Here is a 22,840-nt window from a genome sequence, read left to right on the forward strand (position 1 = left end):
ATGCAGCTCCGTCGGGAACGGGCCCTCGCCGACGCGCATCGACCGCGTCATCGCCATCCTCAAGGCGTTCACGACGCGCGTCGGCGAGGGCCCGTTCCCGACGGAGCTGCATGACGAGGTCGGTGACCGCCTGCGCGAGATCGGCGGCGAGTTCGGCACGACGACGGGGCGCCCGCGCCGCATCGGTTGGCTCGACACCGTCATCGGGCGTTATGCGACGCGCGTCAACGGCGTCACCGACTTCGTCGTCACGAAGCTCGACAACCTCGACTCCTTCGACGAGATCCCCGTCTGCGTCGCGTACGACATCGACGGCGAGCGCGTCGAGGAGATGCCGGAGAACCAGACCGACTTCCACCACGCGAAGCCTATCTACGAGATGCTGCCTGGTTGGAACGCCGACATCACCGGTTGCCGCACGTTCGAGGACCTGCCCGAGAACGCGCAGCGCTACATCGAGTTCGTCGAGAAGCAGATCGGCGCGCGCGTCTCCGTCATCGGCGTCGGCCCGGGGCGTGACGAGGTCATCGTGCGTCATGATCTCCTGAACGACTGACGCTCTCATCCCTCGTCGCAGGGGCCGACTCGCTGGCGAGTCGGCCCCTGCGGCCCCTGCGGCGCGTTCGTGTGCGTCCTGGCGTCGGCGGGCCGCCGGTAGGCTGAGCGTGTGGCGAGGGAAGCGATCCGACTGCAGTTCGGCAAGTACAACGGTGACGAGCACTGGGGGTTCGACGCCGTCGTGCTCGGCCGTGACGCGCAGGGGCTGTGGCTCGGGGTGACGGGTGGCACCCGTGTGGCACGACCCGGGCTCGAGTTCGCAGCGCACGGCGACTTCGTCGTCCTCGTTCCCGACGACGCCTGGTGGGTGGCCACCTTCAACACCGCTCCGGGGGGCAAGGACCATGACATCGGCGTCTACGTCGACATCACGACGCCGACGACCGTCAACCAGGGTGAGGCGTTCACGCTCGACCTCGACCTCGACGTCGTCAAGCGCACGAACGGCGACCTCGACCTCGACGACGAGGACGAGTTCGAGCGGCACGCCCGCGAGATGAGCTACCCGCCGCGACTCGTGACGGCGGCGCGCGAAGCTGCCGACACTGTCATGACGATGGTGCGTGACGGCGTCGCACCGTTCGACGGTTCCCACGAGAAGTGGCTCGCGAAGCTCTGACGAGCCCGGCGTGCGTGTCGGTGCACGAGCAGCCGGCCCCAAGATGGTGAGTAACTCACAGGTAGCCGGGTCCTTATCCGCCTACCCGTGAGTTACCCGCCCTCCTGCGGGGGCAGGTGCACGGACCCGTCCGGGCGAGGAGAGGCGACGTACCCCAGCGCTCGTGACGTCTGCTCGGCAGCTTCGCGGGTGGCGCGAGCGAGCAGGCCGATGCCGTCCGCGCCGACTCGATGGGCGGGTGCCGCGAGCAGGACGGCGGCGGCGAGATCTCCGCGGTGGTCGTGCACCGGCGCTGCGAGGCCGATGACGTCGGCAGACGTTCGCCGATCGTTGATGAAGACGCCCGTGTCACGACCCTCCTCGAGCAGGGCGTGGAGCCCCTCGAGCGCCCCGTCGTCCGCCCCGGGCAGGTCGATGGTGCCCGCAGTGATCCGCGCGTCGACGCGCGTCGGCGGCTGGTCCGCGAGGAACACCTGGACGCATGAGCTCAATGCCGTCGCGTAGCGCGCACCGACCGGCGTGACGTGTGCGATGTCGTGCCGGCTCGCCACCTGTTCGATGACGACGGCCTCCTGGCCCGTCCAGCGTACGAGCGCGGCTGACTCGCCCGTGACGTCTCGTAGATGGCGCAGGGGGCGACGGGCGGCGTGCCCAACGTCGAGCGATCCGAGCAGCGGCCCGGCGAGCAGGACGAGGCCGAGCCCGAGGGAGTACTTGCGGCTCTGCTCGTCCCGCTCCACGAGGCCCTCGTCCTCGAGGGCGACGAGCAGGCGCGAGACCGTGCTCTTGTGCAGGCCAGTACGTTCGGCGAGCTCGACGACGCCGAGCCGGTCGTGGCCGGCATCGAAGGCGCGCAGCACGTCCAGCCCGTTGCGCAGGGCGGGAAAGCCCGAGCTCTCGGTCGTCATGGTCCTCCTCGGCGTGATGGCGTGGGGGCCGGCCGTCCGCGCACCTCACCGGCCCCCACGTCGCAGTGGCGCACGTGTCAGTGACGCGCGGGCACGATGTTGTGGGCGGGCCCGTAGGGGTAGCCGGTGATGTTGGTCGCCCCGTCTGCGGTGATGACGAGGATGTCGTGCTCACGATAGCCGCCGGCACCGGGGTTGCCGTCGAGCACCGTGATCATCGGTTCCATGCTCACGACCATGCCCGGTTCGAGCACCGTGTCGATGTCCTCGCGCAGTTCGAGGCCCGCTTCGCGCCCGTAGTAGTGGGAGAGCACCCCGAACGAGTGGCCGTAGCCGAAGGTGCGCAGCGGCAGGATGCCGAGTTCGGCCATCAACCCGTTCAGCTCGTCGGCGATGTCGCGGCATCGTGCGCCGGGGCGGATGAGCTCCAGGCCGCGTTCGTGCACCGTCACGAGCGATTCCCACAGCGCCAGGGTCGCGTCGTCAGGCTCGCCGTAGAACATCGTCCGTTCGAGGGCGACGTAGTACCCGGAAACCATGGGGAAGCAGTTGAGGCTGAGCAGGTCGCCGGGCTGCACGCGCCGGGTCGTGGGCCAGTTGTGGGCGCCGTCGGTGTTGAGGCCCGACTGGAACCACACCCACGTGTCCCGCAACTCACTGTCCGGGAAGGACGACGCGATGCGACGCACCATCTCCTCGGTGCCGGCCAGGGCGATCTCGTACTCGCTCGAACCTCCGGCGGGCATGCCGTCGAGCGCGTCGCGGATCGCAGCCGCTCCGAGATCCGCGATGCGGGCAGCCTCGGTGATGAGGGCGATCTCCTCGGCGGACTTGATCATCCGCTGACGCATGACTGCCTGGCCGATGTCGATCATGCGCGCCCCGGGCAGAGCGGCAGCGAACTGATCTCGGCGATGGAGCGTGAGGTGGTCGTACTCGAATCCGATGACGCCGCGCGCGACGTGTGCGGTCTCCAGGAGGGTGGCGACGGCGTGTTCGGGGTTGGTGCGTTCCCAGTCGGTGTAGACGACGTTCTCCCCGTGGCTGCGTCGCCATGGCATCCCGGCATCGATCCCGGCCGAGACGGTCGTGCTCGTCTCGTGCGTGACGACCAGAGCGTAACCACGACCGAACGAGGTGTAGAGGAAGTCGGAGTAGTACTTGATCGCCTGCATCGAGGTGAGGACGACGGCGTCCACACCAAGCTGTGCCATCGTCGATCGCAGCCCCGCGAGCCGACGTTCGAACTCGTCGGCGGAGAACGTCAGCGGGACCTTGGTGCCGTTGTGCACCGTGCGCAGGCGATCGGAGCGAAACGTCTCCAGGGCGTGGGCTGTGGCGTCGACCGGGGGAGTCGTGGGCGATCCGGAGGTCGTGTTCGTGGTCATGGTTGGTTCCTTCCAGGTGGGTCAGAGGTGAGATCGGGTTCGTGCGAGGGCGGGTGTCAATCGCGGGCGAGGGGCTTGCCGGCGGTCTCCCGGGCAAAGGCGACGGCGACCAGCGTGACCACGGCGACGGCGACGAGGTAGACGGCCGGTGCGATGGTCCAGTGCGTGCGGCCGACGAGCCACGTCGCGATCATCGGTGCGGTGCCGCCGAAGAGCGCGTTCGCGAGGTTGAACGTCAGGGCGAAACCGGTGAAGCGCGTTCGGGTGGTGAACTGCTCGGCGAGGAAGGAGGGCAGCACTCCGTCGTTGAGTGCGAGCACCCCGCCGAGCAGGATCTGCACGAGCACGATGACGGCGAAGCTGCCCGATCCGAGGGCGACGAAGGCAGGGACGGAGCCGACGATGAACAGGGTGCTGGCTGCGTACATGAGCGGCTTGCGGCCGTAGCGATCCGACAGTGCCCCGGCGCCGAGGACGAGGGCGATGTAGCAGCCGAGCGCGATCGTGGCGGCGACGAACGAAAGAGTCTGATCGAGGTCGAGCTCGGTGCTGAGGTAGGTGGGCAGGTAGGACAGGACGACGTAGAACCCGACGGCGTTGAGCAGGGCCGCGGCAAAAGTGACGACGAGGGCGCGGCGCTCGCGCAGGACGAGGGCGATCGGCGCGGCCTCGGAGGCCGGCGTGTTCTCACGGGCAGCGAGGAACTCGGGGCTGTCGTCGAGGCGACGGCGGATCGTCAATCCGACGAGGCCGAGAGGCAGCGCCAGGGCGAACGGCAGCCGCCATCCCCAGGAGGCGAGGTCCGACGCCGGCATCCACGCGCTCATCCCCGCGGCGATGAGCGATCCCACGAGCAGGCCGGACGCGGTCGAAGCGGGTACCACGGCACCGGTGAGGCCGCGCCGTGATGCGGGGGCGTACTCCGTCAGGTATGCGCTCGCTCCGGCGTACTCGCCGGCAGCGGAGAAACCCTGGACGAGGCGCAGCACGAGCAGGAGGACGGGCGCGAGGATGCCGACGGCGTGATACGTGGGCAGGAGCGCGATGAGAAAGGAGGCGCCCGACATGAGCAGGATCGACGCGGCGAGTGCCGAGCGTCGCCCGATGCGGTCGCCGATGTGGCCCCAGACGACACCTCCGATGGGGCGGCAGAGAAACGACAGCGCGAACAGTGCGAACGTCTTCACGAGGGCCGTTCGAGGAGTGTCGTTCGGGAAGAAGGCCCCCGATATCTCATGTGCGAAGTAGCCGTAGACCGCGTAGTCGAACCACTCGACGAAGTTGCCGACGAAGGAGCCGGCGATGACGCGTCGACGCATCGCGGTGGACCCCGGGAGGGTGGTGGAGATGGTGTCAGGTGGAGTGGCCATCGGTGTGCCTTTCGCGCAGAGCATCACGGTGATGCTGTTTTAGCAACTCGGTTGCTTACCACACTGACGTGCCTGAGGTCCGCTGCCGTGTCATCGATGTAACGCGGAGGTGACGTCAATCGGCCCGACGTTACGTCTTGGTTGCTTAGGCGTCTGCTTCCCCTGCAGGGGGTTCCGCAGTGGCATGCTGGCGGCACGTGACCGCGACGTACACGTCGGGGCAACTCGGTTGAGAGGAATAGGCATGGAGACGGTCATCGTCATCGGTCTGGGAGGCATGGGGTCGGCTGCGGCAGCCCATCTGGCGCGACGAGGTGCGAGGGTCGTCGGCCTCGAGCGGTTCGACCCGGCCCATGCCATGGGGTCCAGCCACGGAGGCTCGAGGATCATCCGCCAGTCCTATTTCGAGGATCCGGCGTACGTCCCGATGCTCCTGCGCGCCTATGAGCTGTGGGACGACCTGGAGGCGTCGGCTGACGAACCCATTCGGACGCTCACCGGTGGTCTCTACGCGGGCGATCCCGACTCCCTCACGTTCTCAGGGAGCCTGCTCGCCTCCCGGCAGTGGGATCTGCCCCACGAGGTGCTCGACGCCCGAGAGATCCGGCGACGCTTCCCCCACTTCTCCCCGGCCGATCACGAGGTCGGACTCTTCGAGGCTGCCGCGGGTTTCGCACGCCCCGAGAACACCGTCCGGGCTCACCTCGTCCGAGCGGCCGCGGCAGGGGCAGACCTGCGTTTCGGCGTCCGGGTGCTCGACTGGTCGAGTGAAGCCTCCGGTGTCATCGTCCGGACCAGCGAGGGCGAGGTCCGTGGTGACCGTCTCGTCGTGTGCCCGGGCGCATGGGCGCCCCGTCTTCTCGAGGAACTCGAGGTGCCGATCACGATCGAGCGGCAGGTCATGCACTGGTTCCCCACCGGGGCGGAGTACGCGAGCTTCGCTGCGGGCCCGATCTACATCCACGAGCGGGCCGATGCGGCCCAGATCTACGGATTCCCGGCCATCGACGGGCCGGACGGCGGAGCCAAGGTGGCGTTCTTCCGAATGGGGGCCGAGTGTGATCCCGAGACCATCGACCGCGACGTGCAGGCATGGGAGGACGAGCGCATGCGCGAGCGTCTCGCCCTCACCCTCCCGGCGCTCGCGCAGGCGCCGGCACTCGAAGCCAAGGCATGCATGTACACGACGACGCCGGACGAGCACTTCGTCATCGGCACCCACCCCGCGCACGACAACGTCGTCGTCGCCTGCGGTTTCTCGGGTCACGGGTTCAAGTTCGTCCCGGTCGTCGGGGAGATCCTCGCCGACCTCGCGCTCACCGGCCACACGGCGCACGCGATCGATCTGTTCGATCCCACGCGGTTCGCCGGATCTCGTTGATCAGGAGGGGGCACGGCGTCCGAGGCATCGCCGCGAGGCACCTAAAATGTCTCCATGACGACTGTGCTGCCTCCTGACGCCGACTGGGTTTCGCGACTTGCCGACGAGACGATTGCCGAAGCCGAGAAGCGTGGCACGAAGGTCGTTGTCGCCTCCGGCATCAGCCCCTCGGGCCCGGTGCACCTGGGCAACCTGCGCGAGGTCATGACGCCGCACCTCGTCGCCGACGAGATCCGTCGCCGTGGCATCGAGTGCGAGCACATCATCAGCTGGGACGACTTCGACCGCTACCGCAAGGTGCCGAACGTCGAGGGCGTCGACGCCTCGTACGAGCAGTACATCGGCATGCCGCTGACGCGCGTGCCCGCGCCGAAGGGCAGTTCGGCGAGCAGCTGGGCCGAGCACTTCCGCGCCCAGTTCGAGGAGGGCCTCGCCGCGCTCGGTGTCGTCTACCGAGGCATCAGCCAGAGCGAGCAGTACGGCGCGGGCGCCTACACGGATCAGATCCTCTTCGCGATGAGCAAGCGCGACGAACTCGACGCCATCCTCGCGCGTTACCGCACCCTGCCGAAGCCTGACGGCGACGCCGCCGGCAGCGGCAAGCCCGTCAAGGGCGGCAAGAAGGCGCCCATGTTGTCCGAGGAGGAGCAGGCGGCAGCCGCCGAGGCGGAGGCCGGTTCCGGGGCGGCAGCCGAGGACGACGGCGGCAGCGAGTCCGGTTACTACCCGTACAAGCCGTACTGCTCGGCGTGCGGCACCGACTTCACCACCGTCACCGCCTATGACGACGCCACGCACCACCTCACGTACACGTGCCGCTGCGGGCACACCGAGACCGTCGACCTGCGTGAGCACCGCAACGGCAAGCTCGTGTGGAAGATCGACTGGCCGATGCGCTGGTCGGTCGAGAAGGTCGTCTTCGAGCCGTCGGGCGTCGATCACCAGAGCCCCGGTTCGAGCTTCGTCGTCGGCAAGGACGTCGCTCCGATCTTCGGGTGGGAGCGCCCGCTCGGCCCGATGTATGCGTTCGTCGGCATCAAGGGCATGGCGAAGATGAGCTCGAGCAAGGGTGGCGTGCCGACCCCCAAGGACGCGCTCGGCATCATGGAACCGGCCCTGCTGCGCTGGCTTTACGCGCGCAAGAAGCCGAACCAGAGCTTCACCGTCGCGTTCGACTCCGACGTGCAGCGCATGTACGACGAGTGGGACGCGCTCGTCGCGAAGGTCGCCGCCGACAAGGGCCAGCCGGGCGACGTCGCCGCCTACGTGCGCGCGTCGACGACGGCTGAGAAGGTGCTGCCCGCGACCGAGTACCCGGTCGCCTACCGCACCCTCGCGAGCATCAGCGACATCACGACGGGTGACGAGACGCAGACGCTGCGCATCGTCGGCACGCTCGCCCCGTCCAACCCCCCGTCGAGCCTCGACGCGCTGCGCCCGCGCCTGACGAACGTCGAGAACTGGGTCGCGCGCTACATGCCCGACGACGAACGCACGGTCGTGCGGGAGACGAAGAACGCTGACGCCCTCGCAGCCGCCAGCGACGAGCAGAAGACCGCCCTGCGCATCCTGCTCGACGGCCTTGACGTGCCGGGCGAGCAGGGGCTGCCGCGCATCGAGGACGCGTGGTCGCTCGACGGGCTGACGACGCAGGTCTACGGTGTGCCGAAGGTGCAGATCGGCAAGGGTGCCGACTTCCGACCCGACCGCAAGGCCGACCCCGAGACGGCCGCAGCCCTCGGCGCGAGCCAGCGCGAGTTCTTCAAGCTGCTCTACACACTGCTCATCGACAAGGAGACCGGCCCGCGCCTGCCGACGCTGCTGCTCGCCGTCGGCCCGCAGCGCCTGCGCGAACTCGTCACCCCCTGACGGCCGATCCCCGTCCGCATCGGCCATTCTCGTCCACATTCGTCGAGCCGGGCGGGGTCGGTGATCGGGTCAGCGAACGCCGCAGTGACGGGCGTCTCCGCCCCGATCTGGCTGCGTTGTCGGTGCCGACGTCTACGCTGACGCGCGTGACGACGATGACGACGATCCGCGGAGCCGTGAAGAGCCTGGGCGCGGCTGCGCTCCTCGCGGGCACCGCGGCCTGCGGCACCTCGTCGGACGCATCGCACTCGGCGACGAGCGCGTCGCCCACGGCGTCCTCGTCGAACGGCACGCAGCCGGCGCCCTCGGCGTCGGGCTCGTCGCGCGCGTCAGCGTCAGGGCCCACGCCTGCCGACAGTGGTTCGACATCGACGAAACCGGCGTCCGACGCCGCGTCGAGCTCCGCGAAGGGCGGCGACACGCGCGGGCAGGGCGCCGGGACGGGTTCGGGAGCGGCGTACGACGTCGTCAGCGTCATCGACGGCGACACCATCGCCGTCCGTATCGACGCAAAGCGCGAGAAGATCCGCATCATCGGCCTCGACACCCCCGAGACGCGCAAGCCGAACACGCCCGTGCAGTGCTTCGGCAAGGAGGCGAGCAGTCACATGCAGTCGCTCGTGCAGAGCAAGCAGGTGCAGCTCGCGGCGGACTCGTCGCAGGGCGATCGCGACAAGTACGGCCGCCTGCTGCGTCACGTCTTCGTCGGCGGGACGACGAACGTCGCGCTCGCGCAGATCGAGGGCGGCTACGGGCGTGAGGAGACCTACGACGGGCCGTACGAGCATCGCCTCGAATATCTCGCGGCACAGAACCAGGCGAAGAACGCCCACCGCGGCACGTGGGGCCCGCCGTGCAACGGTTTTCACCAGGATGACGCCGGCTCGAGCGCTGCTGCGTCGACGTCAGCTGCGCCGGCACCATCGACGCCCGTCGCGCCGGCGGTGCCAGCCGCTCCATCGTCGCCGGCCGGTGCCGGCTCGACCGGCGGAGCGTGCACGATCAAGGGCAACATCAACTCGAAGGGCGCCAAGATCGCGCACGCGCCCGGTTCGGCGACGTACGACAAGACCGTCATCACGCCGAGCAAGGGGGAGCGCATGTTCTGCTCCGCGGCCGAGGCCATCGCCGCAGGGTGGCGCATGGCGAACGACTGACCTGACCGCCGCGCACCACGTCGGCCTGGTGGCCACCCTGCTCGACGCCGGCCGATGCCGGCGCGCCCGGTGAGTGGGAAGGGCCCGGCCACGCCCCGCCACCCCCTGGATTACTCGCCGGTATGACTCAGCCCACCGAAGGCCAATCGACTCCTACGATGGCGTCATGAACGACACCACCACCTCGAACACGCCGGGCGAACAGAACCGGCACGACATCGACGTCCTGCTCGCCGCCGCCGCGCAGCAGCCCGACGTCACGATTCCGGCGGGCTGGGGGCAGGGTCGGGCGACGTTCGGTGGCGTCGTCGCAGGCGTCCTCGTCGCCCGCGTGCTCGGTGAGCTGGCCGCGGATCCGACGTCGCTGCGTTCGCTCACCGTCAACTTCGTCGCACCGGCCTCCGCCGGCACGGCCGAGGTGCGCGTCGAGGTGCTGCGTCAGGGCAAGTCGGCGACGCAGGTCGAGGCGCGCCTCGTGCAGCCGGACGATTCCGGCGAGAGCACCGTCCGCGCCATCGCCCTGCTGACGTTCGGTGCGCAACGCGAGTCGAAGGTGGCGCTCGATCCGACCCTCGACGCAGGCACGCGCCCGGCGTTCGAGATGCTCGAGGCCATTCCGTACATCGAGCCGTTCACGCCCGAGTTCATCGCGCGCGTCGACCTGCGCCCGGCCAGCGGGGTGCTGCCGTTCTCCGCAGCTACTGACGGTGACCTCACCGGCTACATGCGATTCCGCGAGCTGACGGACGACTTCGGCGTCGCGCACCTCGTCACGCTCATCGACGCGTGGCCGCCGGCAGCCGGGCAGATGCTGCACTCGCCGGCGCCGATGTCGACGATGACGTGGACGCTCGAGTTCACCGCGCCCGTCTCGTCCGACCCGGCGACGACGTGGTGGTACGACGTCACGACGGACGCCGCCCACGACGGCTACGCCCACTCGGGCGCGCGCATCTACGACCCCGCCAGCGGCGCCCTCGTCGCCATCAGTCGTCAGACGGTGGCGTTGTTCGGCTGACGCACACGCGAACCGACGACGTCAGGACGCGTCGGACGCCGCCTGCAGGTGGTGGTGGATGACCTCGTCGATGACGAATCGGAGGAACTTCTCGCTGAACTCGGGGTCGAGGCCCGATTCGGCGGCGAGGCCGCGCAAGCGGGCGACCTGACGCTCCTCGCGCGACGGGTCGGCGGGCGGAAGCTCGTGCGTCGCCTTGTACTCGCCGACGGCCTGCGTGATGCGGAAGCGTTCGGCGAGCATGTGGATGATCGCCGCGTCGATGTTGTCGATGCTGCGTCGGTACGCGCCGAGCACCGCGTCGGACGTGCCCGCGACGGAGCCGTGCAGACCGCCGTCGCCCGCGGTCGGGCTCGCGCCGCCGTCGGGGCCGTCGCTCGCCGGCAGCGCGGCGTCAGGGGTGTGGGTCATGTCGTCCTCGCTCCGTCGTCACTCGTGTCTCGCGTCAGCGCACGTCGAGCACCGTCATGCGGTGCGCCGCACGCGTCAGCACAACATAGAGAACGCGCGCGCCGCCAGGTGACTCGGCGGTGATCTCATCAGGGTCGACGACGAGCGTCGCGTCGTACTCGAGGCCCTTCGTCGACATCGGGTCGATGACGACGACGCGGCCCGCTGCGCCGTCGAGCTCAGCCAGCGCCTGCCGCCACGCCGCGGGCGCGATGACGGCGACGCTGCCGTCGACCTGCTCGAGCAGGTCGGTGACGGCTTCGCGGGCGCGGGCGCTGACGTCGTCGCGGCTCACGTCGATCGAGACGGGGTGAATGCCGGTCTCGCGCACGGCTTCGGGGATGTCGGCGTCGGGCACGTAGCGTCGGATGAGGCCGGCCGCGAAGTCGAAGATCTCGCGCGCGTTGCGGTAGTTCGTCGTCATGTGGAAGCTCTGACGCTTCTTCGTCCCGAAGGCCTCCTCGCGTGCCTCGGCGGCTTCGTCGAGGTCGGGCCACGACGCCTGCGCGAGGTCGCCGACGACGGTCCACGACGCGAACTTTCCGCGCCGACCGACGGCGCGCCACTGCATCGGCGACAGGTCCTGCGCCTCGTCGACGAGGACGTGACTGTATTCCTCGGCGCGCGTGAGGCGCCCGGCGAGCAGGCGCTCGCGGGCGTCGGCGGGCGTCACCTCGAAGCCGACCTCGCCGCCCTGACGGCGCGATCCGGTCACCTCGACCTCGTGGACGCCGTAGTCGGTGAGGTTGTCGAACTCCTCGATCTCGTAGAAACCACGCTCCTCGCGGGCGGCTTCGGGCACCTCGGCGAGGCGGGCGAGCAGGTCGTCGACGAGCGCAACGTCGGCCACGGACCACTCGCCGCGCTCGACCGCGACGGCGATCGACGCGACGAGTTCCGCCTGCTCACCAATGCTCAGCACGCCGCGTGCATAGCGCGCGAGCCGGTCGGCGTCACCGAGCCACAGCAGCACGTGACGCGGGTCGATCGGGCGCCACCAGTCGGCGACGAACGCCTCGACGTCGCGCGAATCCTCGAAGCGGTCGACGAACTCGGTGCGCTCGAGGTTGGTGTGCTCGCGCACCTGCAGCCACGCCGCGGCCGCGAGGGCCTCGACGACGTCGGCGGGGTTGCCGGCGAGCTTGTTGTGCTGGTGGTGGCTGAGCAGGCTCGCGCGGATGCGGCGCAGCTCGCGCTCATCGAGGTGGACGGCGAGGCCCGCGACCATCGTGCGCAGGCTCGTCGCCGCGTCGGGCGCGACGTCCTTCGCGGCGCGCGAGAGCACCTTTCGGATGCGCAGCCCACCCTTGACGGCGGCCGGAGCCGGCGCGTCGAGGCGCGTCGCCGTCAGCCCGCCGACGAGGTCGCCGAGCGCGCGCAGCGCCACCGAATCCTCGCCGAGCGACGGCAGGACGCGCTCGATGTAAGCGGTGTAGGCGGCCGACGGGCCGACGACGAGGATGCCGCCCGACTCGAATCGGCGCCGATCCGAGTAGAGCAGGTAGGCCGCGCGGTGCAGCGCGACGACGGTCTTGCCCGTGCCCGGCCCACCCGTGATGAGGGTGACGCCGCGCGCGTCGGCGCGGATCGCCTCGTCCTGGTGGCGCTGGATCGTCGCCACGATGTCGCGCATCCGCGCCCCGCGCGAGCGCGTCAGGGCGGCCATGAGCGCGCCGTCACCGACGACCGTCATGCCCTCCGGCGCCTCCACCGTCATGAGGTCGTCCTCGACGCCGAGGACGCGAGCGTCACGGCAGCGCAGCACGCGGCGGCGCACGACCTTCTCCGGGGCGACGGGCGTCGCGCGGTAGAACGGTGATGCCGCCGGCGCGCGCCAGTCGATGACGAGTGGTTCGTACTCGTCGTCACGCACGCCCAGGCGACCGATGTATCGCACCTCGAGGTCGTCACCCGAGCCGGTGGAGACGAACCCGCCGGCCGCCTCGGTGCCCGTCGCGTCGGTCGCGCCCGCACCCGCCGTCATCGCGTGGTCGAGGTCGAGGCGCCCGAAGACGAGGCCCTCGAACTGCTGCTCGAGTGTCGCGCGTCGCTTGCCGGCGGAGAACATGAGCGCGTCGCGCTCGAACAGGCCGGCCTTCTCCTCGTCGCGCATGTCGCCGGAGCGGCTCGCGCGCCCGCGCGCGAGGCCTTCGGATTCGACGATGCCGACGCGCTCGCCGGCCTTCGCCAGTTCGGCGTAGACGCGCTCGACGTGCGCCTGTTCGATCGCGATCTCGCGGGTGACCTCGTCGGGCAGTTCGTCGACCTGGCCGGCCGGACGTCCCTCAACCGTGCTCACGCAGTGCTTCCCCTCGCCGTGCTGGCTCACCGCGCCGCGCGCGGATGACCCTCTACCTTAGAGCGTTCGTCGGCCCGTTCGGCGCGTCGGGGTGCATGTCGCGACAGGGCTCACAACCAGCCGCGTCGGGCGGCCAGCACCCCGGCCTGAAACCGTGTCTGGGCGTTGAGGCGATCCATGACGCTGCGGACGCGCCGATCGAACGTGCGCTGGCTGACGCCGACGCGACGCGCCACGGTGGCGTCGGGCACTCCTGCGGCGAGCAGCGTCAGGATGAGGCGCTCCTGGTCGCTCAACGCATCCGACGTGGCAGCCTGCACACCGTCCGTGCGCTGGCGCGCCATGGACTGCGTCGACGCACGCGGATGGGTCGCGGCGAGGGGAGCGGCGAGGCGCAGCATGAGGTCGATCGTCGACGACACCGCCGCGACGAGTCCGGCGTCGTGCACGACGAGCCCCGCCACACCGCCACCGCTGACGGTCTCGATGACGGCCATCCCGTCGTCGTTGACGGCGGCGGTGAACGGAACGCCCGTCGCAAGGGTGACGCGGACGTTCGGCGTGGGTTGCAGAGAGGCGAAGTCGTCGGCGTCGAAGTCGGCGACCAGGCTCGAGTCGATGACGGTGTCGACCGTCACGAGACGTTGCGAGGCGCCGACGCGCCCGTCGCGTGAACCGGGCAGCGCGTCGAGGATGGGCGAGCGCGTCGCGATGGATCGCGTGCGCATGGCTCGCACCTCATGACGAGCGTTCGCGACGCACTGGGCGAACGCGAACGCGACCTCGCGCTCGCCGTCGAGCGCGTCGGTGCCTTCTAAAAGTCGGTTCGCGCCCGTGGCCTTCGCGGCGTTGCGGTGGGCGGCGACGAGGCCCGGCAACGCGGCGCGGATACTCGTCGCGCGTGACTCGAGCTGCCCCGCGAGGGTGGGCAGCGCCTGCTCCGGGGGCGTGACCCGCCACCCCGACGAATCCCGCTCGACCATGGCACGCGCGGTGAGGATGCGCAGGGCGACGGCGGTAGCCTCAACGGCGAATCCGGCTGCGGCGAGATCGGCCTCGTCGCACGCGCCGTGCATGAGCAGGTGGAGGTAGAGCTCGGTCGGACGGTGCTCGCCGATGAGGTCGGCGAGCGCGTTCGTCGTCGCAGCGCCCTCGGGCATCATCGCGGCGAGGTCGGCGATCGCGTCGGCGGGCGTGCCGCCGCCGATCGTGCCGGGGGCGTCGGAAGGCGCGCCGAGAGCGTCGGCGGGTGTGCCGGGCGCCCCGGAAGGTACATCGGTGGATGACTGATGGGGCATGACGGCCGCCTGTCGACGAGGGAGAAAGAAGTGGCGCTCTTGGCGAATGTTCGCCAATGACGTCATTCTGCCAAACCGTGAGCGAACGGGTGCCCGTGGTCGTGCCATAGTGGGTCGTGCCGGCCCGTCCGGTGCGCGAAGGAGCGTGTCACCACCTCCCCCCGATGGTTCGACCCACTTCGCGCCAGGTGCGCGCCGCCCCGGGAGCATTTCCTCCCCCTGGGTTCCCGGGGCCGCGCGCGCCGCCTCCTCGCCGGTAGGGTTGCAGCCATGAAGGCTTTGGTCGTCGGAACGGGCGCGCGCGAGCACGCCATCGTCAAGGGTCTCGCAGCGGATCCGCAGGTCGACGTCATCGTCGCCGCCCCCGGAAATCCAGGCATGGCCGCCGACGCCCAGGTGCGTGACGTCGACATCCTCGACGGTGACGCCGTCGCCGAACTCGCGCAGGAGATCGGGGCCGACCTCGTCGTCATCGGGCCCGAGGCGCCGCTCGTCGCCGGGGTGGCGGACGCGGTGCGCGCAGCCGGAATCGACACGTTCGGCCCGTCCGCCGAAGCCGCCCGACTCGAGGGGTCGAAAGCGTTCGCGAAGGACGTCATGGCCGCCGCCGACGTCCCGACCGCCGGCGCGCACGCGTGCACGAACATGACGCAGGTCGTCGAGGCCCTCGATGCGACCGGCGCCCCGTACGTCGTCAAGGACGACGGGCTCGCGGCCGGCAAGGGTGTCGTCGTGACGAACGACCGCCACGAGGCGCTCGCGCACGCCCGGGCCTGTCTCGACGCCGGGTCGAGCCTCGTCATCGAAGAATTTCTCGACGGCCCCGAGGTGTCGCTGTTCTGCATCAGCGACGGTGCGACGGTCGTTCCGCTCGAGCCGGCGCAGGATTTCAAGCGCGCCCATGATGACGATGCGGGCCCGAACACCGGTGGCATGGGCGCGTATTCGCCGCTCGACTGGGCGCCGGCGGGGCTCGTCGACGATGTCGTGAAGCGAGTCGCGCAGCCGACGATCGTCGAGATGGCGCGCCGCGGCACGCCGTTCGCGGGCGTGCTGTACGTCGGGCTGGCGCTGACGTCGAAGGGCCCCAAGGTCGTCGAGTTCAACGCGCGCTTCGGCGACCCGGAGACGCAGGTCGTCCTCGCGCGTCTGCGCACGCCGCTCGGCGGTCTGCTGCGCGCTGCCGCACGGGGTGAGCTCGCTGACTTCGGGCCGCTCGAATGGAGCGATGACGCCGCCGTCACCGTCGTCGTCGCGAGCGAGGGTTACCCCGCAAAGCCGGTGACGGGTGCGCGCATCGACGGCCTCGACGAGGTGAACGGCGACGGCACCGCGGCGGGTGACGGTGCGTACGTCCTGCATGCGGGGACGAAGCTCGGCAGCGACGGCGGAATCGTCTCGTCCGGTGGGCGCGTGCTGTCGGTCGTCGGACGGGGTACGGATCTCGCCGCCGCCCGTGAGGTGGCGTACGCGGGCGTCGAGCGCATCACGTTGCCCGGCAGTCATCACCGCACCGACATCGCACTCAAGGCACTCAAGGGTGAGATCACCGTCGAAGGAGAGCAGGCATGAGCGAGACACTCGAACTTCCTGGGTACGCGCACGTCTACTCCGGCAAGGTGCGCGACCTGTACGCGCCGCTCGACGCGGACGGCAAGGCCCGCGACGACCAGGTGCTGCTCGTCGCGAGCGACCGCATCTCGGCGTTCGACTTCATCCTCTCGACACCGATCCCCGACAAGGGCAAGGTGCTGACGCAGCTGTCGCTGTGGTGGTTCGAGCAGATGGCACACCTCGTGCCCAACCACGTCGTCTCGACGGACGTGCCCGACGCCGTCGCAGGCCGTGCGGTGCTCGTCGAACGGCTCGACATGGTGCCGCTCGAGGCCATCGCCCGCGCGTACCTGACGGGTGGCGGGCTCGCCGAGTACCGCGAGACGGGGGCGGTGTGTGGGGTGGCTCTGCCGGACGGCTTGGTCGATGCCTCGAAGCTCGAGACGCCGATCTTCACGCCGACATCGAAGGCCGAGATCGGGGATCACGACGAGCCGATGACGTTCGACGAGGCCGTCGTGCTCGTCGGGCGGGAGCGCGCGGATGAGATCCGTGACCTCACCGTGCGAATCCTCGCGCGTGGCAACGAGATCGCCGCCGAGCGGGGCATCCTCATCGCCGACACGAAGGTCGAGTTCGGCGTGCGCGCCGACGGCACGCTCGTGCTCGCCGACGAGCTGCTGACGCCCGACTCGTCGCGCTTCTGGCCGGCCGCGTCGTGGCAGCCGGGGCGCGCACAGGATTCGTACGACAAGCAGTTCGTGCGCGACTGGCTGACGTCCCCGGCCTCTGGTTGGGACAAGTCGTCGGGCGAGCAGCCGCCGGCGTTGCCCGACGACATCGTCGCCGCCACGCGCGCCAAGTACATCGAGGCCTACGAAGCACTGACGGGCCGCACGTTCGTGTGACGGGTCGCAGGGCGGCGGGTGAGCCCGAGGTTCAGCGACCGGCCCACGGCATCAGTATCGGTGTCGATCTGGCTGCCGCCCCGGTCAACACCGCTGCGGTGGAGTTGGCTTGGGAGGGGGACCGCGCGACGATCGTCGACGTCTGGGGCGAGGGTCGTGAGTGCGTCGAAGACGCGATGCTCATCAGCCTGCTCGATCGCAGTGACGCCAAGATCGGCGTCGACTGCCCGTTCGGCTGGCCGCAGGAGTTCGTCGAACTCGTGGGTGATCAGGGTAGTGGGGAACCGGGAGGGTCCGAGGTGCGGGAAGCGTCCTACGCGACGCCGGACGAACGCCAGCGCTTGGTCTATCGGGCGACGGATCTCGACGTCATCGAGGTGACGAAGCGCCACGGCTCGAGCGCTGATCCGGCGCGGCCGGCCGTCAGGCCGCTCAGTGTCTCGGCCGATCGCATCGCCCACGTGTGCGCACCGTGACGCGGCCCGTCCAGAGGGCTGGATCCACCTGCCGCTGCGCACGACGTGAGCGGGAATGGGGCGTTGTCGGTGGCGCCGCCTAGACTCAGGGTGCTGGACACACCGCCTCTCACAGGGAGAACCCATGGGCCACGTCGTCGTCGACGTCATGCTGAAGTCCGAGATCCTCGACCCGCAGGGTCAGGCCGTCGCCGGTGCGCTGCCGCGCCTCGGTTTCGAGCAGTTCACCGACGTGCGTCAGGGCAAGCGTTTCGTCCTCACCGTCGACGGTGATGTGACGGACGCGCACCTCGCTGCGGCGCGTGAGGCGGCCGACAAGCTGCTGAGCAACCCCGTGATCGAGGACGTCGTCAGCGTGCACGACCTGAAGGACGAGCAGTGAAGATCGGCGTCATCACCTTCCCCGGTTCGCTCGACGATCACGACGCGAAGCGCGCCGTCCGCCTCGCCGGGGGAGACCCCGTCGACCTGTGGCACGGTGACGCCGACCTCAAGGGCGTCGACGCCGTCGTCGTGCCGGGCGGTTTCAGCTACGGCGACTACCTGCGCTGCGGCGCCATCGCGCGGTTCGCGCCTGTCATGGACGAGCTGATCCCTGCGGCGCAGGGCGGCATGCCCGTGCTCGGCATCTGCAACGGCTTCCAGATCCTGTGCGAATCGCATCTGTTGCCCGGCGCGCTCATTCGCAACGACCACCAGAAGTTCCTGTGCAAGGACCAGGTGCTGCGTGTCGAGAACGCCTCCACCGCGTGGACGAACGCTTTCACGGCCGATCAGGAGATCACCATCGCGCTGAAGAACGGGGAGGGCTGCTTCGTCGCAGATGACGCGACGCTCGACCGCCTCGAGGGCGAGGGCCAGGTCGTCTTCCGCTACCTGCAGGGCAACCCGAACGGCTCGTACCGCGACATCGCCGGCGTCACGAACGAACGCGGCAACGTCGTCGGCCTCATGCCGCACCCCGAGCACTGCGTCGAGGAGGGCTTCGGCCCCTCGACCGACGGGCTCGCCTTCTTCACGTCCGCCATCACGGCGCTCGCGAGCGTCTGAGGAGACAGCACTGATGACTGAGATGAACACGAGCCCGGAGCCGGGCCAGCTCGCCGCTGCCGAAGAGGGCTTCAGCGCCGAAAGCCAGATCATCGCCGCGCCGAAGACGGACGGTCTCGACACGGTGAGCAAGGCCGAGGCGACGCCCGACGTCGAGCAGCCGTGGGCCGAACTCGGCCTCAAGGACGACGAGTACGCGCGCATCCGCGAGATCCTCGGGCGCCGCCCGACGAGCGCCGAACTCGCGATGTACTCCGTCATGTGGAGCGAGCACTGCTCGTACAAGTCGTCGAAGACGCACCTGCGCCGCTTCGGCGACCTGCCGAGCGAGACGCCGCGCGGCAAGCAGCTCGCCGGCATCGGCGAGAACGCCGGCGTCATCGACATCGGTCAGGGCTGGGCCGTCACCTTCAAGGTCGAGAGCCACAACCACCCGAGCTACATCGAGCCCTACCAGGGCGCCGCGACCGGCGTCGGCGGCATCGTCCGCGACATCATGGCGATGGGTGCGCGCCCGATCGCCGTCATGGATCCGCTGCGCTTCGGCGCGCTCGACCACCCCGACACCGCGCGTGTCCTGCCCGGCGTCGTCGCCGGCATCGGCGGCTACGGCAACTGCCTCGGCCTGCCGAACATCGGTGGCGAGGTCGTGTTCGACGACTGCTACCAGGGCAACCCGCTCGTCAACGCGCTGTGCGTCGGCAAGCTGCGCCACGAGGATCTGCACCTCGCCAAGGCCGCAGGCCAGGGCAACAAGGTCGTGCTGTTCGGCGCCAAGACGGGTGGCGACGGCATCGGCGGTGTCTCCGTGCTCGCCTCCGAGACGTTCGACTCCGAAGGGCCGACGAAGCGACCGGCCGTCCAGGTCGGCGACCCCTTCGCCGAGAAGGTCCTCATCGAGTGCTGCCTCGACCTGTACGCCGCGGGCGTCGTCGAGGGCATCCAGGATCTCGGGGGCGCCGGATTGTCCTGCGCGACATCCGAACTCGCCTCCGCCGGTGACGGCGGCATGCACATCGAACTCGACCGCGTGCCGCTGCGCGACAGCTCGCTGCGGGCCGAGGAGATCCTCATGTCCGAGTCGCAGGAGCGCATGATGGCCGTCGTCACGCCCGACAAGCTCGACGCGTTCATGGCGATCGCCGAGAAGTGGGACGTCGAGGCCGTCGTCCTCGGCGAGGTCACCGACGGTGAGAACCTCGTCATCACCTGGCATGGCGACGTCGTCGTCGACGTGCCGCCGCGCTCCGTCGCGCACGACGGGCCGGTCTACGAGCGCCCGCTCGCGCGACCCGAGTACCTCGACGCGATGCAGGACGACGTGTCGTCGCTGCTGCGCCGACCGGCGTCGGGCCACGAGCTGCGCGCGCAGCTGCTGCAGGTGCTGGGTTCGCCGAACATCGCCGACAAGTCGTGGATCACCGACCAGTACGACCGCTACGTCATGGGCAACACGGCGCTCGCCATGCCTGACGACGCGGGCGTCGTGCGCGTCGACGAGGGCACCGGGCTCGGCGTCGCGCTCTCGACGGACTGCAACGGCCGTTTCGCGAAGCTCGACCCATTCATCGGCGCGCAGCACGCCGTCGCGGAGGCGTACCGCAACGTCGCGGCCGCCGGCGCGACGCCGCTCGCCGTCTCCGACTGCCTCAACTTCGGCTCGCCCGAGGACGCGGGCGTCATGTGGCAGTTCAGCCAGGCCGTCGACGGCATCATCGAGGCGTGCCGCGCGTTCGGCACTCCCGTGACGGGCGGCAACGTGTCGTTCTACAACCAGACGGGTGACGTCGCGATCCACCCGACGCCCGTCGTCGCCGTCCTCGGCGTGCTCGACGACGTCAGCAAGCGCACGCCGTCGGCGTGGAAGGATGCGGGCCTCGCGCTCTACGTGCTCGGCGAGACGCGGGACGAGCTCGACGGCTCCGAATGGGCCGGCGTCGTGCACAGCCACCTCGGGGGCCTGCCGCCGATGGTGCACCTCGAGAACGAGAAGGCGCTCGCGTCGGTGCTCATCGACGGTGCCCGTGACGGCCTGCTCGCCGCGGCTCACGACCTGTCATCCGGCGGTCTCGCGGTCGCGTTGGCTGAAGGCGTCATGCGTCATGGTGTCGGTGCGTCGGTGTCGTTCACCGACAACGCGTTCGTGTCGCTGTTCTCCGAGTCGGCCGGTCGCGCCCTCGTCGCGGTGGCACCGGAGCACGTCGAGGCGTTCGAGGCGCTCGCGTCGAAGGCCGGTGTAGCCGCAGCGAAGATCGGCGAGACGGGTGGCGGCGCGCTCGCCGTCGGCGACCTGTTCTCGATCCCGGTCGCCGAGCTCTGCGAGACGCACCAGGTGCCGCTGCGAAAGATCTTCGGCTGACGGCTTGCGCATCGCTGACGGTTGGTGCGCGCTCGTTCGAGAGGCCCATTCCTGGAACCAGGAATGGGCCTCTCGACGTGTTCACGAGGTGCGGTCCGGGCGTGTGCCCCATCTCGGCTCGGCTGCTCGGATTGGGGCTGAAACTCTGCCATGCCAGATTGCGGCTCTCAACCGGCGAGTCGGGGTCCGAAACTCGGCCATGCGGGATTGCGACCCTCACGGGTTGGGCGTGCGACGGCGGTGACGCGGCTGGCAGCGCGGGCACCAGAACAGGTTGCGGCCCGCGAACTCCTCGAGTGCCACGGGCGTGCCGCAGACGAGGCACGGCTGCCCCGCGCGTCGATAGACGTAGACCTCGCCGCCGTGCTTGTCGACGCGCGGATCACGCCCCATGGTCTCGGGCGAGTGTTCGTCGCGGACGGTGTCGATGCGGCCGTCGCGTACCCCGAGCGGCATGAGCGCGACGAGGTCCGCCCAGATAGCGTCGAACTCGGTGCGGCGCAAGAACTTCCCCGGCATCTTCGGGTCGAGGCCATGGCGGAAGAGCACCTCGGCTCGGTAGATGTTGCCGACGCCGTTGAACACCTTCTGGTCCATGAGCAGCGCAGCGATCGGCGTCGACGTGCGGCGGATCCGCACCCACGCGACATCAGGGTCGGCGTCTACGCGCAACGGGTCGGGCCCGAGCTTGCCGACGATCGCCGCCACCTCGTCCGGCGTCTTGAGCGCGCAGACGTTGGGTCCACGCAGATCCATGACCACACTGCCGCGCGCATCACCGTCGTCGGACGATGCTCCGAGACGCCACCGGATGGCGCCGGTGATCGGCGCCTCGACGGGCTCGACACCGTACGTCCAGAAGAACTTTCCGAGCAGACCAAGGTGGATGTTGACGCGCTCGTCGAGCCCTTCGAACGCGACGAGCATGTGCTTGCCGTAGGCCTCGGTGTGATCGAAGGCACGGCCGTCGATGCGCGCGGAGCTTTCGGCGAATCGGCCCTGGGGAGAGGAAGATTTGATGATTCGCCCAGCGAAGTTGTCGTTCATCATCCCCGCGATGCGGTGCGTGACGTGACCCTCGGGCATCGTTCTCCTTCGTCGTGGCGGTGCAGCCGATCGTGTCACGCTCGCAGCGTCAGCGCACTCGCCACGCACCGAGCTGCGGCGGGACGGGGGAGCGTGCCGCGTCGTTGTCGGTGAAAGGGGCGGCCGCCCGCAACATCCGTGCCAGCTCGGCGCCGCGCCGGACGCCCGTCGGCAGGGGCGCACGAGCGGCGGCGCGGGTGACGGCGTCGAGGTCGAGGGCGCTGGAGTCGGCCGACGCGGCCAGCACGACGTTGCCGAAGCGCTTGCCCTTGAGCACCTCGTGCGCCCCGACGATGACGGCGTGTGGCAGCACGGCGGTGAACGTCGCGGCGGCGCGTGAGGTCCACGCGAACCCTGGCTCGTCGGCGAGATTGGCCATTAACACGCCACCCGGCTTGAGGACACGCGCGACGTCGGCCGCGAACGTCGGGCTGACGAGCTCGGCCGGCACGCGTCCGTCGGCGAATGCGTCGAGGACGATGACGTCGGCCGAGTCGTCCTTGAGAGCTACGACGCCCGAGGCGCCGTCAGCCGGCCGTACCCGGATGCGATGCGCGCGGGGCAGCGGCAGTTCGCGACGGACGGCGTCGGTGAGGCGGACGTCGGGCTCGAGGACGATCTGCGGCGAACCGGGGCGGGTCGCCTCGACGTAGCGTGCCAGCGTCAGCCCTGCGCCGCCGACGTGCGTGACGCCGAGCAGGGACGGCGCGGGCGGCGTCAGCGCGTCGAGCACGAGCGCGAAATGCTGGACGTACTCGAACTCCAGCAGCGTCGGATCGTCCGGGTGGACGTGCGACTGTGGGTGCCCGTCGCGCATGACGGTGACGCCGCCGCGCTCGTCGGTGATGAACTCGAAGGGGTCGCCGGCGGCGGTCTCAGGGGCAGTCGTGGGGATGCGTCGGCGAGCCATGCGACCAATGTAGGCGGTGCGAATGTGGACGAAGATCGCCGATGGGGACAGGAATCGCGAAGGTGGACAGGAATCGCCGACGTGTCCGTGGTTCGCCGATGGGAACGAGAATCGCGGAAGGGGGACGCCCCTAGTGTCGCGCGTCATTAATTCGTTGACAGTATGGGATGATGGCATATGCC

The 22,840-nt window shown here is 69.8% G+C and carries 20 protein-coding genes; 12 read left to right on the forward strand and 8 right to left on the reverse strand.

Annotation, left to right across the window (positions count from 1 at the left end; all coding sequences use genetic code 11):
• Positions 1-556 (forward strand): adenylosuccinate synthetase (locus AX669_RS10345; protein ID WP_197418895.1); only part of this gene is annotated, 556 nt, incomplete at its 5' end.
• A gap of 111 nt (positions 557-667) precedes the next feature.
• Positions 668-1,177: a DUF402 domain-containing protein gene (locus AX669_RS10350; protein WP_062258285.1), complete on the forward strand. Its 510-nt coding sequence runs from the start codon at positions 668-670 to the stop codon at positions 1,175-1,177.
• 92 nt (positions 1,178-1,269) lie between these two features.
• On the opposite strand, the gene AX669_RS10355 is transcribed toward AX669_RS10350, so the two are convergent.
• The 3 genes from AX669_RS10355 to AX669_RS10365 form a co-directional block, all read right to left on the reverse strand.
• Complete coding sequence (locus tag AX669_RS10355; RefSeq protein WP_062258286.1) at positions 1,270-2,085, reverse strand: IclR family transcriptional regulator; 816 nt, start codon at positions 2,083-2,085, stop codon at positions 1,270-1,272.
• A gap of 77 nt (positions 2,086-2,162) precedes the next feature.
• Positions 2,163-3,473 (reverse strand): aminopeptidase P family protein, encoded by a 1,311-nt coding sequence (locus AX669_RS10360; protein WP_231729558.1) that lies wholly within the window; start codon positions 3,471-3,473, stop codon positions 2,163-2,165.
• Between the two features lie 56 nt (positions 3,474-3,529).
• Positions 3,530-4,843, reverse strand: a complete 1,314-nt coding sequence (locus AX669_RS10365; RefSeq protein WP_006943636.1) for an MFS transporter — start codon at positions 4,841-4,843, stop codon at positions 3,530-3,532.
• Positions 4,844-5,087: 244 nt separating this feature from the next.
• Between AX669_RS10365 and solA the strand changes: the two genes are divergently transcribed.
• The 4 genes from solA (at position 5,088) to AX669_RS10385 (ending at position 10,268) form a co-directional block, all read left to right on the forward strand.
• Positions 5,088-6,224 carry an N-methyl-L-tryptophan oxidase gene (solA, locus tag AX669_RS10370; protein ID WP_062258288.1) on the forward strand — a complete coding sequence of 379 codons (1,137 nt, stop codon included), beginning with the start codon at positions 5,088-5,090 and terminating at the stop codon, positions 6,222-6,224.
• 54 nt (positions 6,225-6,278) lie between these two features.
• A complete protein-coding gene (lysS, locus tag AX669_RS10375; protein ID WP_062258290.1) occupies positions 6,279-8,093 on the forward strand; it encodes a lysine--tRNA ligase in 1,815 nt (604 codons plus the stop codon).
• Positions 8,094-8,248: 155 nt separating this feature from the next.
• Complete coding sequence (locus tag AX669_RS10380; RefSeq protein WP_082740875.1) at positions 8,249-9,250, forward strand: thermonuclease family protein; 1,002 nt, start codon at positions 8,249-8,251, stop codon at positions 9,248-9,250.
• A gap of 166 nt (positions 9,251-9,416) precedes the next feature.
• The gene (locus tag AX669_RS10385; protein WP_062258294.1) at positions 9,417-10,268 is read left to right on the forward strand and encodes an acyl-CoA thioesterase II; all 852 of its coding nucleotides are present in this window, start codon (positions 9,417-9,419) and stop codon (positions 10,266-10,268) included.
• A gap of 21 nt (positions 10,269-10,289) precedes the next feature.
• Here AX669_RS10385 and AX669_RS13970 read toward each other — a convergent pair whose 3' ends face one another.
• The 3 genes from AX669_RS13970 to AX669_RS10400 form a co-directional block, all read right to left on the reverse strand.
• Complete coding sequence (locus AX669_RS13970) at positions 10,290-10,679, reverse strand: chorismate mutase (protein ID WP_082740868.1); 390 nt, start codon at positions 10,677-10,679, stop codon at positions 10,290-10,292.
• Positions 10,680-10,713: 34 nt separating this feature from the next.
• Entirely contained in the window at positions 10,714-13,017 is a 2,304-nt protein-coding gene (locus AX669_RS10395) for an AAA family ATPase (protein ID WP_082740877.1), read from the reverse strand.
• A gap of 110 nt (positions 13,018-13,127) precedes the next feature.
• Positions 13,128-14,315, reverse strand: coding sequence for a response regulator transcription factor (locus AX669_RS10400; protein ID WP_062258296.1), 1,188 nt, complete (start codon positions 14,313-14,315; stop codon positions 13,128-13,130).
• Positions 14,316-14,585: 270 nt separating this feature from the next.
• Here AX669_RS10400 and purD point away from each other — a divergent pair, with 270 nt between their 5' ends.
• From purD to purL, 6 genes are all read left to right on the forward strand, one after another.
• Complete coding sequence (gene purD, locus AX669_RS10405) at positions 14,586-15,887, forward strand: phosphoribosylamine--glycine ligase (protein ID WP_062258298.1); 1,302 nt, start codon at positions 14,586-14,588, stop codon at positions 15,885-15,887.
• Entirely contained in the window at positions 15,884-16,777 is an 894-nt protein-coding gene (locus AX669_RS10410) for a phosphoribosylaminoimidazolesuccinocarboxamide synthase (protein ID WP_062258300.1), read from the forward strand. Before purD ends, AX669_RS10410 begins: the two co-directional genes overlap by 4 nt.
• Positions 16,778-16,875: 98 nt before the next feature.
• Positions 16,876-17,253 (forward strand): DUF429 domain-containing protein, encoded by a 378-nt coding sequence (locus AX669_RS10415; protein WP_144694226.1) that lies wholly within the window; start codon positions 16,876-16,878, stop codon positions 17,251-17,253.
• A gap of 124 nt (positions 17,254-17,377) precedes the next feature.
• Positions 17,378-17,635 (forward strand): phosphoribosylformylglycinamidine synthase subunit PurS, encoded by a 258-nt coding sequence (gene purS, locus AX669_RS10420; protein WP_006945329.1) that lies wholly within the window; start codon positions 17,378-17,380, stop codon positions 17,633-17,635.
• Complete coding sequence (purQ, locus tag AX669_RS10425) at positions 17,632-18,303, forward strand: phosphoribosylformylglycinamidine synthase subunit PurQ (RefSeq protein ID WP_062258306.1); 672 nt, start codon at positions 17,632-17,634, stop codon at positions 18,301-18,303. The genes purS and purQ overlap by 4 nt, the downstream gene beginning before the upstream one ends.
• Before the next feature lie 13 nt (positions 18,304-18,316).
• A complete protein-coding gene (purL, locus tag AX669_RS10430) occupies positions 18,317-20,662 on the forward strand; it encodes a phosphoribosylformylglycinamidine synthase subunit PurL (RefSeq protein ID WP_082740872.1) in 2,346 nt (781 codons plus the stop codon).
• A gap of 216 nt (positions 20,663-20,878) precedes the next feature.
• Here the strand turns inward: purL and AX669_RS10435 are convergent, their stop codons facing one another.
• Together AX669_RS10435 and AX669_RS10440 are read right to left on the reverse strand one after the other, a co-directional pair.
• A complete protein-coding gene (locus AX669_RS10435) occupies positions 20,879-21,748 on the reverse strand; it encodes an Fpg/Nei family DNA glycosylase (RefSeq protein ID WP_062258308.1) in 870 nt (289 codons plus the stop codon).
• Positions 21,749-21,797: 49 nt separating this feature from the next.
• Entirely contained in the window at positions 21,798-22,658 is an 861-nt protein-coding gene (locus AX669_RS10440) for a spermidine synthase (protein WP_062258310.1), read from the reverse strand.
• Between the last annotated feature and the right edge of the window lie 182 nt (positions 22,659-22,840).

Source organism: Dermacoccus sp. CCH2-D9 (genome assembly GCF_001556795.1).
Lineage (GTDB): Bacteria > Actinomycetota > Actinomycetes > Actinomycetales > Dermatophilaceae > Dermacoccus > Dermacoccus nishinomiyaensis.

Coding starts and splice junctions, on each gene's coding strand:
- AX669_RS10355 (WP_062258286.1), bottom strand. CDS start 2,085: ATGACGACCGAGAGCTCGGGCTTTCCCGCCCTGCGCAACGGGCTGGAC.
- AX669_RS10360 (WP_231729558.1), bottom strand. CDS start 3,473: ATGACCACGAACACGACCTCCGGATCGCCCACGACTCCCCCGGTCGAC.
- AX669_RS10365 (WP_006943636.1), bottom strand. CDS start 4,843: ATGGCCACTCCACCTGACACCATCTCCACCACCCTCCCGGGGTCCACC.
- solA (WP_062258288.1), top strand. CDS start 5,088: ATGGAGACGGTCATCGTCATCGGTCTGGGAGGCATGGGGTCGGCTGCG.
- lysS (WP_062258290.1), top strand. CDS start 6,279: ATGACGACTGTGCTGCCTCCTGACGCCGACTGGGTTTCGCGACTTGCC.
- AX669_RS10380 (WP_082740875.1), top strand. CDS start 8,249: ATGACGACGATCCGCGGAGCCGTGAAGAGCCTGGGCGCGGCTGCGCTC.
- AX669_RS10385 (WP_062258294.1), top strand. CDS start 9,417: ATGAACGACACCACCACCTCGAACACGCCGGGCGAACAGAACCGGCAC.
- AX669_RS13970 (WP_082740868.1), bottom strand. CDS start 10,679: ATGACCCACACCCCTGACGCCGCGCTGCCGGCGAGCGACGGCCCCGAC.
- AX669_RS10400 (WP_062258296.1), bottom strand. CDS start 14,315: ATGCCCCATCAGTCATCCACCGATGTACCTTCCGGGGCGCCCGGCACA.
- purD (WP_062258298.1), top strand. CDS start 14,586: ATGAAGGCTTTGGTCGTCGGAACGGGCGCGCGCGAGCACGCCATCGTC.
- AX669_RS10410 (WP_062258300.1), top strand. CDS start 15,884: ATGAGCGAGACACTCGAACTTCCTGGGTACGCGCACGTCTACTCCGGC.
- purS (WP_006945329.1), top strand. CDS start 17,378: ATGGGCCACGTCGTCGTCGACGTCATGCTGAAGTCCGAGATCCTCGAC.
- purL (WP_082740872.1), top strand. CDS start 18,317: ATGACTGAGATGAACACGAGCCCGGAGCCGGGCCAGCTCGCCGCTGCC.
- AX669_RS10435 (WP_062258308.1), bottom strand. CDS start 21,748: ATGCCCGAGGGTCACGTCACGCACCGCATCGCGGGGATGATGAACGAC.
- AX669_RS10440 (WP_062258310.1), bottom strand. CDS start 22,658: ATGGCTCGCCGACGCATCCCCACGACTGCCCCTGAGACCGCCGCCGGC.